Here is a 14791-nt window from a genome sequence, read left to right as displayed (position 1 = left end):
CTGACGGACGGGTAGGCCCGGAATATAGGAGTATCCTGATGCCCGGTGGCCTTGTCGCCCTGCTTGACGACGTATCTATCATTGCCCGCACCGCCGCTGCCAGCGTGGACGACATCGCAGCTGCCGCGGGACGCGCCGGATCGAAGACGGCCGGCGTGGTGATCGACGATGCGGCGGTGGCGCCAAGCTATGTTACCGGCCTCTCCCCGGCGCGCGAGTTGCCGATCATCTGGAGCATCACCAAGGGCAGCTTAATAAACAAGTTGCTGATTCTCCTGCCGGGCGCGGTGCTGCTGAGCGAGTTCCTGCCCGAGGCCATCGTTTTCATCCTGATGCTGGGCGGCGCGTACCTCTCCTATGAGGGGGCCGAAAAGGTGCTCGAGTATCTTGGCGGTGAGAAACATGGCGAAACCATCGATGGCGAGATCAAGGATCCTGCCGCATTCGAGAAGCAGCGTATTAATGGTGCCGTGCGGACCGATCTGATCCTTTCGGCCGAAATTATGGCGATCACGCTTAACGAAGTGGCTTCGGAAGATCTGATCACGCGCGCTGGGGTGCTGGCACTGGTGGGTGTTGCGGTAACGCTGGGGGTCTATGGCGTTGTCGCCCTGATCGTGAAGATGGACGATGCCGGCCTCCATCTGGCGAAAGAGGCGCATACGTCTGCCGGGCGCAAGTTTGGTTGCTTGCTGGTTCAAGCCATGCCGCACCTGCTCGTGGCACTATCGGTGATAGGAACGATAGCGATGCTGTGGGTCGGAGGCGGAATTATCCTGCACGGGTTGGCCGACATCGGCATTGCCGGGCCGGAGCACTGGATCGAAGGCATTGAACATGGCGTTTCGGCCATCGCTGGCGGAGCGCTCGGCTGGTTGAGCTTTGCGGGCCTGTCGGCGATTCTGGCGCTGGTGCTTGGATCTATCTTCGTTGTCTTGCTGCACAAGGTGCTGCGGCTGGGGCACTAAGCCTCGATCCGTGCGAGCAGATCGCGTGCGAACAGAGTTAGCGTATCGTCGCGCGCACCCATGATGACGATGCGGTCGCCGGGGCGCGCCAGCTCGCACAGGCGCGTAGCGCAATCTTCGCGGGCGGGGATGTGTTCCGCGCTGGCACCGGCTTCCTGCATCAGCGTGACAATCCGCTCGCTGCCTTCGGAGCGGTCTACCGTGCCGCCGAAATAGACCGGGTCGCACAGGATCGTGTGGTCTTCGGGGGCGAGTTCGTCGGCGAAGGTCTGCGCGAGTTCGTCGCCCATCTGGCGCAAGGGGCCGTAGCCGTGCGGTTGGAAGAACGCGAGCACCCGGCCTGCCTGACTTTTCAGAGTTTTAAGCGTGGCACGGCACTTCTCGGGGTTGTGGCCGAAGTCGTCGATCACGGTGATCCCGCTGGCCGTGGTGCCGACGATGTCGAACCGGCGGGCGAGCCCGGCGAAGTCGGCCAGCGCGGCGACGGCCTCGGTCACCGGTATGCCCGCAGCATTGGCAGCGGCAATCGCGGCGAGTGAGTTCGACAAGTTGTGCTTGCCCGGCATTGCGAGCGTGAGCGCGTGTTCGCTGCCGTCACGCCGGTCGATCACTGTAGCGTTCTGGCCCGTGGGGCTTTCGGAAATAGAACCCTCGACGATCCCCAATGCGGCGCAGCTGTTGTCGATGCCGAAGGTGATCGGGTCGTTGCCGTGCGTGACCAGCCGGAAGGCCTCGAGATCGTCGGCATTGACCACCGCGCGGCCTGACGTGGCGAGAAAATCGCCAAACAATGCACGCAGTTCGTCCATGCTCTTGTGATCGAGGCTCACGTTGAGCAGAACAGCGACGCTCGGGCGATAGAGCGCGATCGAGCCGTCGCTTTCGTCGACTTCGGAGACGAACACCTTGCCATCGCCCACCACGGCGCTGGCGAAGGGTTCTTCGTCGCTCACGAAGTTCTTCATCACCGCGCCGTTCATGATCGTCGGCGCGCGGCCAGTGGCGTGGAGAATCCATCCGAGCATCGCTGTGGTGGTCGATTTGCCCGAGGTGCCGCCCACCGCCAGCGAACATTCGGCTTCGTTGAACAGCGAGGACAGCAGCTCGGCCCGGGTCATCCGGGTTGCGCCAACCGCCTTGGCGCGGGCCGCATCGGGCACCGTGTCCTCCACCGCGGCCGAGGCGACGAAGACCTGCTCGCCCGAGGTCAGCCCGCTGCCGTCCTGCGGGAACAGCGCAAAACCCCGGCTTTCGAGCCAAGCGAATTTCTCGGGGGTGCGGCCCTGTTCGCGGCTGCGGTCCGACCCGGCGACCTCGGCCCCGAGGCCCTTCACGATGGCGGCGAGCGGCAACATGCCGGAGCCGCCGATGCCGCAGAAGAAGAACGGGCGCGAGAGAAGCGATTGGGTCATGGCCGCAAGCGGTATGCGCGAATGGTCCCCATTTCAATTGCCGCCTTGGGGTGACGGCCATGACCTGCCGTATTACCACGCTAGGATGACGCGCATAGCTCTGGTCTGCCCCGGAAAACCCATACTGTCCGACCGTGCGGCTGCGGTTGTGGCGCTGGCCAAGGACGAGTTTCCCGCTCTCTCGCTGCGCTTTCACCCGCAGTGTTTTACCGAGTACGGCCACTTCGCGGGCGACGATGCGCAGCGGCTCGCAGCCTTCCTCGAAGTGGCGAACGATCCGGAGGTCGATGCGGTATGGTTCGCGATGGGCGGCTATGGCTCGAACCGGATCACGCCCGAGGCGCTGGCGGGGCTGGGCGAGGCTTCGCGTGAAAAGACTTACCTTGGCTATTCGGACTGCGGCACCTTGATGGGCGCGCTTTATCGGCACGGGATCGGCCATCAGGTCCACGGCCCGCTGGCGGGCGACATCCGCCGAGAGGACGGTGCAGAAGCGGTGCGGCGGGTGCTGCGCTATTTCTCCGGCGCGGACGAGGGGCTCGAAGGCGGGCTCGACGAGAGGTCTGCCGTGGCCTTTAATCTGATGACGCTGGCCATGCTGGTCGGCACCGAGTTCATGCCAGACCTCACCGGCCATGTGGTGCTGATCGAGGAAGTGGCCGAGCATATGTATGCGGTCGATCGATTGTTCTTCCACGTCGCGCAGCATCTCACGGGCGTTGCCGGGATCAGGCTCGGTCGCGTGTCCGCCGTGCCTGAGAACGACCGCCCGTTCGGCTATGATGAGGAACAGATCGCCCGCTACTGGTGCGAGAAGACCGGCATCGCCTACCTCGGGCGCGCCGACATCGGGCACGATGCTGCCAACAAACTGGTGCCCTTCGGACTTGCCGCGCGTGCCTGCCAAGCATAAGCGCGCACCCCCAGCAAAGGAGCTATCCCATGATCGCATTCGTTTTTCCAGGCCAGGGCAGCCAGAAGGTCGGCATGGGTGTCGACCTCGCTGCCGCCAGTTCTATTGCGCGCGAGACCTTCGAGGAGGTCGACGAGGCGCTGTCGCAGAAACTGTCGGCGCTGATGGCCGAAGGGCCTGAAGACGAACTGACCATGACAGCCAACGCCCAGCCCGCGATCATGGCCAATGGACTGGCCATTGCGCGCGTACTCGAAGCGGGCGGGGTGAGCCTGTCGGCCAAGGGCGAGGCCGTCGCGGGTCACTCGCTGGGTGAATATTCGGCTTTGGCGGCGGTGGGCGCGTTCAGCCTTGCCGATACCGCCCGACTGCTGCGCATTCGCGGCGATGCGATGCAGGCGGCCGTGCCGGTCGGCGTGGGCGGGATGTGCGCGCTGCTCGGGGCGGACATCGAGAAGGCGACCGCGCTCGCCGAGGCCGCCGCGCAGGGTGACGTGTGCGAAGTGGCAAACGACAACGATCCGGGGCAGGTCGTTCTCTCGGGCCACCTCACGGCGATCGACCGGGCGGTCGAGCTGGCGAAGGAATATGGCTGCAAACGCGCCATCAAACTGCCGGTTTCGGCACCGTTCCACTGTTCGTTGATGGGCCCGGCGGCGGAAAAAATGGCCGAAGCTTTGGCCGCGACCCCGCCGCAGGCGTTCCGCTTGCCCCTTTACGCGAATGTGACCGCTGCCCCCGTGACCGATGCGAGCGCGGAGCTGGACCTTCTGGTGCAGCAAATTACTGGCCGCGTGCGCTGGCGTGAGAGCGTCGGGGCGATGGCCGATGCCGGGATCGAGCATTTCGTCGAGCTGGGCGGCAAGGTGCTTGGTCCGATGATCAAGAAGATCGCCCCCGATGCGCGCGTCACCAGCGTGGTGGGGATGGACGACATCGAGGCTCTGGCGAAGGATATTTGATTCATTCGCGCAGCGGATGGAGAGATCCTGCGCGAACCAAAGACAAGGAAAATACGATGTTCTCACTCGAAGGTAAAACCGCCCTCATCACCGGTGCCAGTGGCGGCATCGGCTCGGCCATTGCCCGTTCGCTTGCCAAGCAAGGTGCTCGCCTGGCACTCTCGGGATCTAACCCTGAAAAGCTGCGCGCCTTTCGCGAGGAGTTGAACGCGGATTTCGGGCATGACCATGTCGAGATCACCTGCAACCTCTCCGACACCACGCAGGTCGAGGAACTCGTACCCGCCGCGATCGACACGCTCGGCAAGCTCGACATCCTCGTCAACAACGCCGGGATCACCCGCGACAATCTCGCCATGCGGATGAAGGACGAGGAGTGGGACGATGTGATCGCCGTCAACCTCAGCTCCACCTTCCGCCTGATGCGCGCCGCGACGCGGCCGATGATGAAGGCCCGCCACGGCCGTATCATCAACATTACCAGCGTGGTGGGCGCGACGGGCAATCCGGGCCAGATGAACTACTGCGCCTCCAAGGCAGGCGTTGCCGGGATGAGCCGCAGTCTCGCCGCCGAACTTGCCAGCCGGAACATAACCGTCAACTGCGTCGCGCCCGGCTTCATCCGCTCGGCCATGACCGATGCACTCGACGACAAGCAGAAAGATGCGATCAATGGTCGCATCCCGATGGCGCGGATGGGTGAGGGCAGCGATATCGGTGGCGCTGTGGCCTATCTTGCCAGCGACGAGGCTGGCTATGTCACCGGGCAGGTGCTGCACGTTAACGGCGGAATGGCCATGCTAGGGTGAGCGATCGGGAGGTTTCCCGCAGTTTTCCCCAAGGAATCGCCCCTTCTCGGGCGATTCCCGCAGCGAATCCTTGCCGCACAAGCGCCCCTTGCTAAGGATAGGCTTGTACAATTGCCCGTGGGACGGGCTGCTCGAACGCAGAGGTTTGAAACGCGATGAAAGCCAAGATCGAACGGGCGACACTGCTGCGCTGCCTGTCGCACGTGCAATCGGTGGTGGAACGGCGCAACACGATTCCGATCCTCTCCAATGTGCTGATCGAGGCCGATGTGGATGGCATGGTCAAGGTCATGGCGACCGACCTCGATCTGCAGGTGGTCGAATCGATGCGCGCCAATGCGGTGGAAACGCCCGGCGCGATTACCGTTTCAGCGCACCTTCTGTTCGATATCGCCCGCAAGCTTCCCGATGGCAGCGAGGTCAGCCTCGAAACGGCGGACAACCGCATGGTGGTGAAGGCCGGGCGCAGCCGCTTCCAGCTGCCGACCCTGCCGCGTGATGATTTCCCCGTGATCGTCGAAGGCGACCTGCCGACCAGCTTCAAGCTGCCCGCCAAGCTGCTGGCCGAAGTGATCGACCGCACCCGCTTCGCGATCAGTACTGAGGAAACGCGTTACTACCTCAACGGCATTTTCCTGCATGTCTCCGATGAAGACGGCGGCGTGCTGAAGGCCGCGGCAACCGATGGCCACCGGCTCGCCCGTTTCACGATGGAGCGGCCTGACGGGGCAGAGGGCATGCCCGACGTGATCGTGCCGCGCAAAGCCGTGGCCGAGCTGCGCAAGCTGCTCGAAGAGGCGATGGAAGGCGCGGTCGAGATCGATCTCTCGCCGAGCAAGATCCGCTTCACGCTCGGCGGCGAGGGCGGCGTGGTGCTGACCTCGAAGCTGATCGACGGCACCTTTCCCGATTACAATCGCGTGATCCCGACCGGCAACGACAAGCTGCTGAAGGTCGATCCCAAGGTGTTCTTCGCCGGTGTCGACCGTGTGGCGACCATCGCCACCGAGAAGACCCGCGCGGTGAAGATGGGGCTGGAGGCCGACAAGGTCGTGCTCACCGTAACCAGCCCGGACAACGGCAACGCCGCCGAAGAGGTCAGCGCCGAATACAGCTCGGACCCGCTCGAGATTGGCTTCAACGCGGCTTATCTGAAGGACGTGTTGGGCCAGATCGACAGCGACATGGTGGAACTGCACTTCGCCGATGCGGGTGCCCCCACGCTGATCCGCAAGGACGAGAACAGCCCGGCGCTTTACGTGCTCATGCCGATGCGGGTCTGATCGGCGCGCGGGAGCCTCAGGGCTCCCGGTCGTCGCCCAGCGCCTGCATCATTGCTGCCAGATCGACGAACTTCTCTCGGGGCGCGCCTTCGCGGGCGGCTTGTTCTTCTGCCTGCTCGATCTTCTTCCAGTCGCGGAAGGTGACGAGGTCTAGCCCTTTGCTATTGGCCAGCGCATCGAAACCGGCGCGGCCCTCTTTGCCACCCGGCCCCAGCGTGCCGTTGGCAAGATCTTCGGCGATTTTCTCGACAATACCATAGCCGTCGGGCCGATTGGTGCCGATGGTGCCCGTGGGGCCGCGGCGGGCCCAGCCCACGCAGTAAATGCCGGGCAGCATCCGGCCCTCGTCATTGGCGAAGCGGCCTGCCCGCTCGTCGAAGGGAAGGCCGGGAATCGGGCTGGAGCGATAGCCAATGCAGGTCACCACGAGGTCGGCCGGCAGGCGCTCGAACTCGCCCGTGCCGACCGCACGCCCATGTTCGATACCGGTGCGCTCGATTTCTACGGCTTCGACCTTGTCCGTGCCAAGCAGGGCATGTGGCTGGGCGAAGAAGGCGAACTCGATGCTGATGGGTTCGCGCTCTCGCGCTGACGCTCCTGCTGCGGCGAACTGGCGCAGGATCGCCACCGACTTCCTTAGCCCCGGTTCGAGTATGGCATCTTCGTCTGCCGAGGGCAGATCAGCGGGATTGATCACCGGCATTGCGCGCGCCAGCTCTCCCAGCTCGCCCAGTTCCTTCGGCGTCATCATGATCTGGTGGGGGCCGCGCCGACCGAGCAGGACGATTCGCTCGATCCCCGCGCTGGCAAGCTGGTCAAGCGCATGGCCGACGATATCGCTGTCGGCGAACTCCGCGCGCGTTTTCGACAGGATACGCGCCACGTCGAGCGCGACATTGCCCATCCCGATCACCACCGCGGTGGGGCCGGAGAGATCAGGCGCGAGCTTCGAGAATTCGGGATGGCCGTTGTACCAGCCGACGAACCGCGCGCTGCCGAACACGTTGGCAAGGTCCATGCCGGGGATGCCCAGCTCGCGGTCGTGCGGCGCTCCGGTGGCGAAGACCAGCGCATCGTAGAGCTCGGCCAATTCGGCGACGCTGATGTCGTTGCCGATGGAAACATTGCCCACGAAGCGAACATTCTCGCTCAACGCGACTTTTTCGTATCGCCTTGAGACGCCTTTGATTGACTGGTGATCGGGGGCCACGCCGCTACGTATTAGGCCATAGGGGACGGGCAGGCGGTCGAAAACATCGACGCGGATATCCTCGCCGAAGGCTTTTTGCGCCGCCTCCGCTGTGTAGTAGCCGGAAGGGCCGGAGCCGATAATCGCCAGATGTCGCATGTGCTTCGCTTCCTCCCGGCCTGTCATTGGGAGCACACTAACCCATATGCTCGTCGCGGCCAATCTGGTGTGGCGAATGCCGTTTGCCTGGCGGTGATGAACCTAGCTAATTCCGCGTAGCCGGTGGAGAATTAACGCTTTCTCAAAGGCAGTTGGGTGAAAGCAGGCGGCATGATTCCTGCGCGCACGAAGGATGGCTCCGAGGTTGAGTCGAGCCGGACTGATTCCGGTGCGCACAGCGCTGTTCCCGAAGTTGTGCGACCTGCTGCTTTCGCTTCGACCAGAACTGGTGCCGCCCGTGCTGGTGGCAATAAGAGCGCCATGGCAGAAGCACCGCCAGTTGCCACGCCTGCGGAACAAGCGACGGATCGCCGCTCGGGAAACCGCCGTATGGCCCGCAAGGCGAGGGCCTTTACTCCGCCCATCCCTGTTCATGCTAGGCACGGCTGGCTGCCGCGGCGGTGGCCGGCGCTGTCCGTTGCTATGCTGGTTGGCGTTTGTGGCGGCCAGGTCGTCTCGAGCGATTTGCCCGACTGGCACGTGGTCTTGCTGTTGATCTCGGCGATGCTTGGCGTGTTGCCACGCCGGGCGGCGCGACAGATTGCCAGTCAAGTGCGCGGTTATGCCAAGCTGGCGGTGTGCGTTGTGTTCGTTGCTTTGCCCCCTTTCCTGTTTGCGCTAGGCATGGCGCATTGGACGATGAATGGCGGCCTGCCGGAAGATGCCATGCTGGTAGCCGTGGTAGGCACGAGCCTGGTCGCTGCAGCTTATCTGCGCCGCAGGCCCGCGCTGATGTTCGCGGTCCACCTGGCGACCTGGCTCGCGATAACGATCAGTTTCAGCAGCATTGCCGGGTGGGGCGCGCTTTGCCTCGCGTTGATCGTCTCCACGCTGGTCAGCAAGGAGCAATGGGAAGAGCAGCTGCGCGACCAGCAGGAGGTCGAGGCGAACGAGCGCGCGCAAACCCGGGCCCGCGACATCCTGGCGGACTACGAAGAGACCGGCCAGGGCTGGTTCTGGGAAATCGACCGCCGTGCGCAACTCACCTATGTCTCGCCCCCGGTCGCCGAGGTGTTGGGGCTCGATCCGGGGGCCCTGATCGGCCAGCCGCTGATCCGCCTGTTCGATATGGACCAGTCGGGCGACGAGAGCGAGCGGAGCCTGCAGTTCCACCTCTCGGCCCGATCCGCGTTCAGCGAACTCGACATGCGCGCGGCAACCGATGAGGAAGTGCGCTGGTGGTCGGTCTCGGGCCGGCCGATTTACGATCAGTTCGACAATTACGTGGGGTTCCGCGGCTCGGGAACCGATCTTACCGAACGCCGGCGCAGCCAGGAACACGCCAGCCGCCTCGCGCACTACGATTCGCTCACCGGGCTCGCCAACCGTTTTCAGATGTCGCAGAGCCTGGAGAAAATTCTCGGCTCGCCGCAGCTTCATCATCGCGACTGCGCGGTGATGCTGCTCGATCTCGACCGCTTCAAGCATGTCAACGATACCCTGGGCCATCCAGCCGGCGATGCTCTGCTGATGCAGGTTGCACAGAGGCTTGAGCGCGCGGTGGGCGCGCACGGGCAGGTCGGTCGCCTGGGCGGTGACGAGTTCGAAGTCATCATTCCGCATTCGATGGCGCGCGATCACCTTGGCGCTCTGGCCGCGGAAATCATCTACTCGCTGTCGCAGCCCTATTCTATCGATGGTCAGCGTGTGGTGATCGGCGCGTCGGTCGGCGTGGCCATTTCCCCGGCGGACGGCACCACCAGCGAGGCGCTGATCCGCAATGCCGATCTCGCGCTCTACGCGGCCAAGGATGGCGGTCGCGGGCGCTATCACTTCTATGCCGACGATCTCCACGCCGAAGCGGAAGAACGATCGCAACTGGAAGAAGATTTACGCGATGCGATCAGCAATGGCGAACTGCAGCTCTACTACCAACCGGTGGTCAACCTCGCTTCGGAAACCATCGCCGGGTTCGAGGCGCTGCTGCGCTGGAACCACAAGACGAAGGGGTGGATCAGTCCCGCCAAATTCGTCCCCATCGCCGAGGATACGGGGCTGATCACCCAGGTCGGCGAATGGGCCCTGCGCCAGGCCTGTGCGGATGTCGCGAGCTGGCCGGAATACGTGCGCGTGGCAGTCAACGTCTCCCCACTGCAGTTCTCCAACCCGCAGCTTCCTGCCATGGTGACCAACGCCATCGCTTCGGCCGGTATCAGCCCCGAGCAGCTGGAGCTGGAGATCACCGAAAGCGTGTTCCTGTCCGACGACGAGGGCACCGATTCGATGTTCGCCGCGCTCAAGCGGATCGGCGTTCGCCTTGCGCTGGACGACTTTGGAACCGGCTATTCCTCGCTCGGCTATCTGAAGAAGGCGCCGTTCGACAAGATCAAGATCGACCAGAGCTTTGTTCGCGGAGCAACCGAGCAGGGCAGCCGCAATGGCGTAATCATCGCCTCGATTGCCAGTCTTGCCCACGCGCTGGGCATGGACACCACCGCCGAGGGTGTGGAGACAATGGACGAACTGGATCTGGTGCGCCTGCACGGGTGCAGCCATGTCCAAGGCTTTATCTATGCCAAGCCGCTGAGCCCGCAGGAGGCGACCGAAAGGCTTGCCAGCGGATTGCAGGCAATCGCCCGCGGTCCTCGTTCCGCGCGTGCCCCGCGCCAGAAGATGTTGCGCAAGGTCGTGCTCGATCATCAGGGGCAGTTTTACAACGGTACGGTGCGCAATATCTCTGCCACGGGCGCAATGATCGAGGGGCTATGGAACGTGCCGGTCGGCACAGTCTTCGCGCTGCACCTGTCGCGGGACCATACGATCCGCTGCACAACGCGCTGGTGCGAGGAGGATCGTATGGGTGTCGAGTTCGAGTATCCGCTCAAACGCGACAGTGCGGGCCGCCTTCAAGCCGCGCAGGGCGCGCCGCCTGTGCCTGTCGACAGTGGGGACGCGCGCGGGTCGGACTGACCGGTGGGGCGTTCGCAAAGATAGTCTGCTGACAGTTTCGCGCGGCGCGGGTATGGGCGGGCGATGACTGAGCTTTCGAAGATCCGCAACTTCTCCATTATCGCCCATATCGACCACGGCAAAAGCACGCTGGCCGACCGGCTGATCCAGTATTGCGGCGGCCTTACCGACCGCGAGATGTCCGAGCAAGTCCTTGATAACATGGACATCGAGCGCGAACGCGGCATCACCATCAAGGCGCAGACCGTCCGCCTCGACTACACGGCGAAAGACGGCGAGACCTATGAGCTGAACCTCATGGACACCCCCGGCCACGTCGACTTCGCCTACGAGGTCTCTCGCAGCCTCGCCGCCTGCGAGGGCGCGCTGCTGGTGGTCGATGCGGCGCAAGGCGTGGAAGCGCAGACGCTCGCCAACGTCTACCAGTCCATCGAGCACGACCACGAGATCGTGCCCGTCATCAACAAGATCGACCTGCCCGCCGCCGAACCGGAAAAGGTTCGCACCGAGATCGAGGATATCATCGGCATCGATGCGAGCGAGGCGGTGCTGGCCAGCGCCAAGTCGGGCATCGGCATCGAGGACATTCTCGAACAGATCGTCGCCAAAATTCCTGCCCCAACGGGCGACCGCGATGCGCCGCTGAAAGCGATGCTGGTCGATTCCTGGTACGACCCATACCTCGGCGTGGTCATTCTGGTGCGCGTGATGGACGGGGTCCTGAAGAAGGGCCTGCAGGTCAAGTTCATGCAAGGCGGGACTGAGCATCTGGTCGACCGCGTCGGCTGCTTCACCCCCAAGCGCACCGACCTGCCCGAGATCGGTCCGGGCGAGATCGGCTTCATCACCGCGCAGATCAAGGAGGTCGAACAGGCCCGCGTGGGTGACACCATCACCACGGTAAAGGGCGGGGCGAGTGCGCCGCTCAAGGGCTACAAGGAAGTGCAGCCGGTGGTGTTCTGCGGGCTGTTCCCGGTCGACGCCGCCGACTTCGAGAAGCTGCGCGAATCGATCGGCAAGCTGCGCCTCAACGACGCCAGCTTCTCCTACGAGATGGAAAGCTCGGCCGCGCTGGGCTTCGGCTTCCGCGCGGGCTTCCTTGGCCTGCTGCACCTCGAGATCATTCAGGAGCGCCTGAGCCGCGAATACGACCTCGACCTGATCACCACCGCGCCCAGCGTGGTCTACCGCGTCCACCTCGCGCACACGAAGAACGAGGATGCGGCGATTGTCGACATCCACAACCCCGCCGACTGGCCCGACGTGAACCGGATCGAGGTGGTGGAGGAGCCGTGGATCAAGGCGGTGATCTACGCCCCCGACGAATACCTCGGCGCGATCCTGAAGCTGTGCCAGGACCGGCGCGGCATCCAGACCGAACTCACCTATGTCGGCGGCCGCGCGCAGGTGACCTACGAGCTGCCGCTAAACGAGGTGGTGTTCGATTTCTACGACCGCCTGAAGTCGATCAGCCGCGGCTATGCCAGCTTCGACTACGAGCAGATCGGCCTGCGCGAGGGCGATCTGGTGAAGATGAACATCATGGTCAATGCCGAGCCGGTCGATGCGCTATCGCTTATCGTGCACCGCTCGGTGGCCGAAGAGCGCGGCCGCGGCATGTGCGAGCGGCTGAAAGACCTGATCCCGCGCCACCTGTTCAAAATCCCGATTCAGGCGGCGATTGGCGGAAAGATCATCGCCCGCGAGACGATTGCCGCGCTGCGCAAGGATGTGACCGCCAAATGCTATGGCGGCGATATCTCGCGCAAGAAGAAGCTGCTGGAGAAGCAGAAGAAGGGCAAGGCGCGGATGCGCGAATATGGGAATGTGAGCATTCCGCAGGAAGCGTTTATTGCGGCGCTGCGGATGGGGGAGGAGTAGGATTCGCGCCCTCAACCTGAGCTTGTCAAAGGTTGCAGGGGCGTCTTCAGAGCCGCTTTGCTTTGTTCATTCGCAATTTTTGTCGCGTTGAATAGTATACCCAGTCGGGGCGCATAGCAAATTGTGACGAGCGTCTCACATGGTCAAACAATGAAGTTTGGCCATGTGAAATCCGATTTTTACCAATTAACCCTTTTCAAGCTCACACCGTTCCGCTGATACTCCCCCTATCGATTCGTCAAAGTGGGGGTGTAATGATGTTGTCGAGAATTGTGCTTTTTTTGGCTTTGGTTGTTGCACCGGCTGCGGTGCAAGCTCAGAATCAGCCCGTAGTCGGGATCGTGGAACTTGATGATCTGACCAATACTGGGCAGGCCGAAACATTCTCGACGATGATTGAGACTTCCTTGATTTCCAGCGGCAAGTTCCGGGTCATAGAACGCACCAGATTGGCCCGACTGCTTGAAGAACAGGGCTTGGCTAACGGGGGCATTGTGACCACGAACACGCCCGGTCGTACCGGTGGCTTCGAAGGTGTGGATTACCTGATTTATGGCACAATCACAGGCATCTCGGCAGTCAATCGGCAGGATATCGGGGCGACGGTGCTCGGAGGGCTCCTCGGCGGCGCGCGCAGAAACTCGCAGGATTGTCACAACACAAAAGTTCGTATGGAAGCGGACATTCGCATCACCGATACCAACACTGGCGAAGTGCGCTATGCGACCCGTATCAGTGAGGAGCAACAGTCGGCGGCAGTATGCGGCGGAGGCGCACAGATCGACAGCAATGCGCTGATGCGAGCGGCGGCCGATAGGATCGCCACCGGCCTGACGACCGCGATTTTTCCGATTCAGATTGCCGCAGTTCAGGGCGGAGGCTCGGTTATTCTGAATTTCGGGGAAGGGGCGGTCCAGCGGGGCGACTATCTGATGGTCTATGGCGAAAGCATGGAGATCCCCGATCCCTCGGGCACCGGCACGATCAAGATCGACGGGGAGCAGATAGGGGCCATCCAGGTGACTGACGTTCAGTCCGCTTTCTCGCGCGCCCAGATGGTGACCGAATTCGCGGTTGCGCCGGCAGTCGGAACGATCGCACGTCCAGTAACAGATGACGTAGTGAAGGATCTTGAGCGGGCCCAACGGCGCCGACGTTAACCGGTAAAGAGGGGGCTATCATGTTGGCACGCAGTTTGGCATTTGCTCTTTGCGTCCTGTCCGGTGCGGCTGTAGCTGGTCCGGCGCTGGCACAATCAGATGTGCGCATCGCGGTTGGCACTGTCACTTCAACACAGACATGCCAGTACTTTCGCGAATATGAAGGATCTTCGGCTTCGGTTTTTGCGTCGGAGTACCGGCGGTACTGGGGATATGCCGCGCGCAATAGGGAGAGCGCCACAGTTTCGAGCTGGCGCAGCTGGGTATGGCGCGATTGCCAGACCAATTTCGAAAACCTGCGCCATTCGCTTTCGGCCGCTTTGGCTTCAACCGGGCGTCTCGCGGTTGGCGGCGGCGGTTATCGCCTCGATGTGACCATTTCCAATGTCAGCGAGACTCCGCCTGAACAAAGCCGACCCGTGCGCGGAGATACTGCCTATCACACCAGTTGGGGCACAGCTTCCGTCAATCTTAGCTATACGGTTCACGACCGAACGGGCACGGCGGTCGATGGTGGCAACATTCGCAAGCAAATCGAAATGGGGCGTACGCTTAACACCGAAAACATCCGCTTGCGCACGATGGAACCGGGTGAGGCCGTTTACGACCTGTTGCAGCAGGAAGCCGCCGATTCCGTCGCGAGGGCGGTCGTGTTTGACATTGATCCAATCACGGTGACGGCTGTCGATGGTCCCCGGATCGAGGTGAATTATGGCGGCCCGTTGCTGTCGCTTGGAGACATCTTGCTGGTGGAGAAGAGCGAGGGCATCGGCGCCATCCGTTATCGCGTGACCTCGGCTGGAGCGAACCGATCGGTCGCCGAAGTGGATGGCGATAACGACATCTACGCGATCAATCCCGGCAATCTTGCGTCCTTCGTCGAGGCAGACAGCGACGCATCAAATGGTCGGCGCTATGAGCGGGTCCGGTTGCCTTAGGCGGCAGCCAAACCGCTGTTCTGGCATTAGCTGGTGGGCCAGTGACCGGGCGTCTTGTTCTCTATGCCGACCAGCACACTACGCCTATTCCTTGCTCAAATAACCGCCCGGCGCATTGGCACAGGGCAAGCGCTTCACGGCGCGCAG

Annotated in this window: 11 protein-coding genes; 9 read left to right on the top strand and 2 right to left on the bottom strand. The window is 62.8% G+C overall.

The genetic code is table 11. From position 1 onward, the window contains the following. Positions 1-38: 38 nt before the first annotated feature. On the top strand, positions 39-968 hold the full coding sequence (locus tag E0473_RS03470) for a DUF808 domain-containing protein (protein ID WP_137679442.1): 930 nt from the start codon (positions 39-41) through the stop codon (positions 966-968). Here the strand turns inward: E0473_RS03470 and E0473_RS03465 are convergent. Then, the gene (locus E0473_RS03465; RefSeq protein ID WP_137679441.1) at positions 965-2380 is read right to left on the bottom strand and encodes a glutamate ligase domain-containing protein; all 1416 of its coding nucleotides are present in this window, start codon (positions 2378-2380) and stop codon (positions 965-967) included. The two genes, E0473_RS03470 and E0473_RS03465, sit on opposite strands and share 4 nt — an antisense overlap. Before the next feature lie 85 nt (positions 2381-2465). Between E0473_RS03465 and E0473_RS03460 the strand changes: the two genes are divergently transcribed. From E0473_RS03460 to dnaN, 4 genes are all read left to right on the top strand, one after another. Next, the gene (locus E0473_RS03460; RefSeq protein WP_137679440.1) at positions 2466-3293 is read left to right on the top strand and encodes an LD-carboxypeptidase; all 828 of its coding nucleotides are present in this window, start codon (positions 2466-2468) and stop codon (positions 3291-3293) included. A gap of 29 nt (positions 3294-3322) precedes the next feature. Next, complete coding sequence (gene fabD / locus E0473_RS03455; protein WP_137679439.1) at positions 3323-4255, top strand: ACP S-malonyltransferase; 933 nt, start codon at positions 3323-3325, stop codon at positions 4253-4255. Between the two features lie 56 nt (positions 4256-4311). Then, positions 4312-5064 (top strand): 3-oxoacyl-[acyl-carrier-protein] reductase, encoded by a 753-nt coding sequence (gene fabG, locus E0473_RS03450; RefSeq protein ID WP_137679438.1) that lies wholly within the window; start codon positions 4312-4314, stop codon positions 5062-5064. Between the two features lie 155 nt (positions 5065-5219). Next, positions 5220-6347 carry a DNA polymerase III subunit beta gene (gene dnaN / locus E0473_RS03445; RefSeq protein ID WP_137679437.1) on the top strand — a complete coding sequence of 376 codons (1128 nt, stop codon included), beginning with the start codon at positions 5220-5222 and terminating at the stop codon, positions 6345-6347. Between the two features lie 16 nt (positions 6348-6363). On the opposite strand, the gene E0473_RS03440 is transcribed toward dnaN, so the two are convergent. Beyond that, positions 6364-7695 (bottom strand): FAD-dependent oxidoreductase, encoded by a 1332-nt coding sequence (locus E0473_RS03440; RefSeq protein WP_137679436.1) that lies wholly within the window; start codon positions 7693-7695, stop codon positions 6364-6366. A gap of 483 nt (positions 7696-8178) precedes the next feature. On the opposite strand from E0473_RS03440, the gene E0473_RS03435 reads away from it, so the two are divergent. From E0473_RS03435 to E0473_RS03420, 4 genes are all read left to right on the top strand, one after another. Continuing rightward, the gene (locus E0473_RS03435; RefSeq protein WP_241657312.1) at positions 8179-10665 is read left to right on the top strand and encodes an EAL domain-containing protein; all 2487 of its coding nucleotides are present in this window, start codon (positions 8179-8181) and stop codon (positions 10663-10665) included. 63 nt (positions 10666-10728) lie between these two features. Continuing rightward, on the top strand, positions 10729-12546 hold the full coding sequence (gene lepA, locus E0473_RS03430; RefSeq protein ID WP_137679434.1) for a translation elongation factor 4: 1818 nt from the start codon (positions 10729-10731) through the stop codon (positions 12544-12546). A 254-nt stretch (positions 12547-12800) separates the two neighbouring features. Further along, positions 12801-13706 carry a CsgG/HfaB family protein gene (locus E0473_RS03425; RefSeq protein WP_137679433.1) on the top strand — a complete coding sequence of 302 codons (906 nt, stop codon included), beginning with the start codon at positions 12801-12803 and terminating at the stop codon, positions 13704-13706. 20 nt (positions 13707-13726) lie between these two features. Then, complete coding sequence (locus E0473_RS03420; RefSeq protein ID WP_137679432.1) at positions 13727-14644, top strand: hypothetical protein; 918 nt, start codon at positions 13727-13729, stop codon at positions 14642-14644. The last annotated feature ends 147 nt before the right edge of the window (positions 14645-14791 follow it).

Origin of the sequence: Aurantiacibacter suaedae (assembly GCF_005434915.1) — a bacterium.
In the GTDB taxonomy this organism is placed as follows: Bacteria; Pseudomonadota; Alphaproteobacteria; order Sphingomonadales; family Sphingomonadaceae; genus Alteraurantiacibacter; species Alteraurantiacibacter suaedae.
This window is presented reverse-complemented; position numbering and strand designations above follow the sequence as displayed.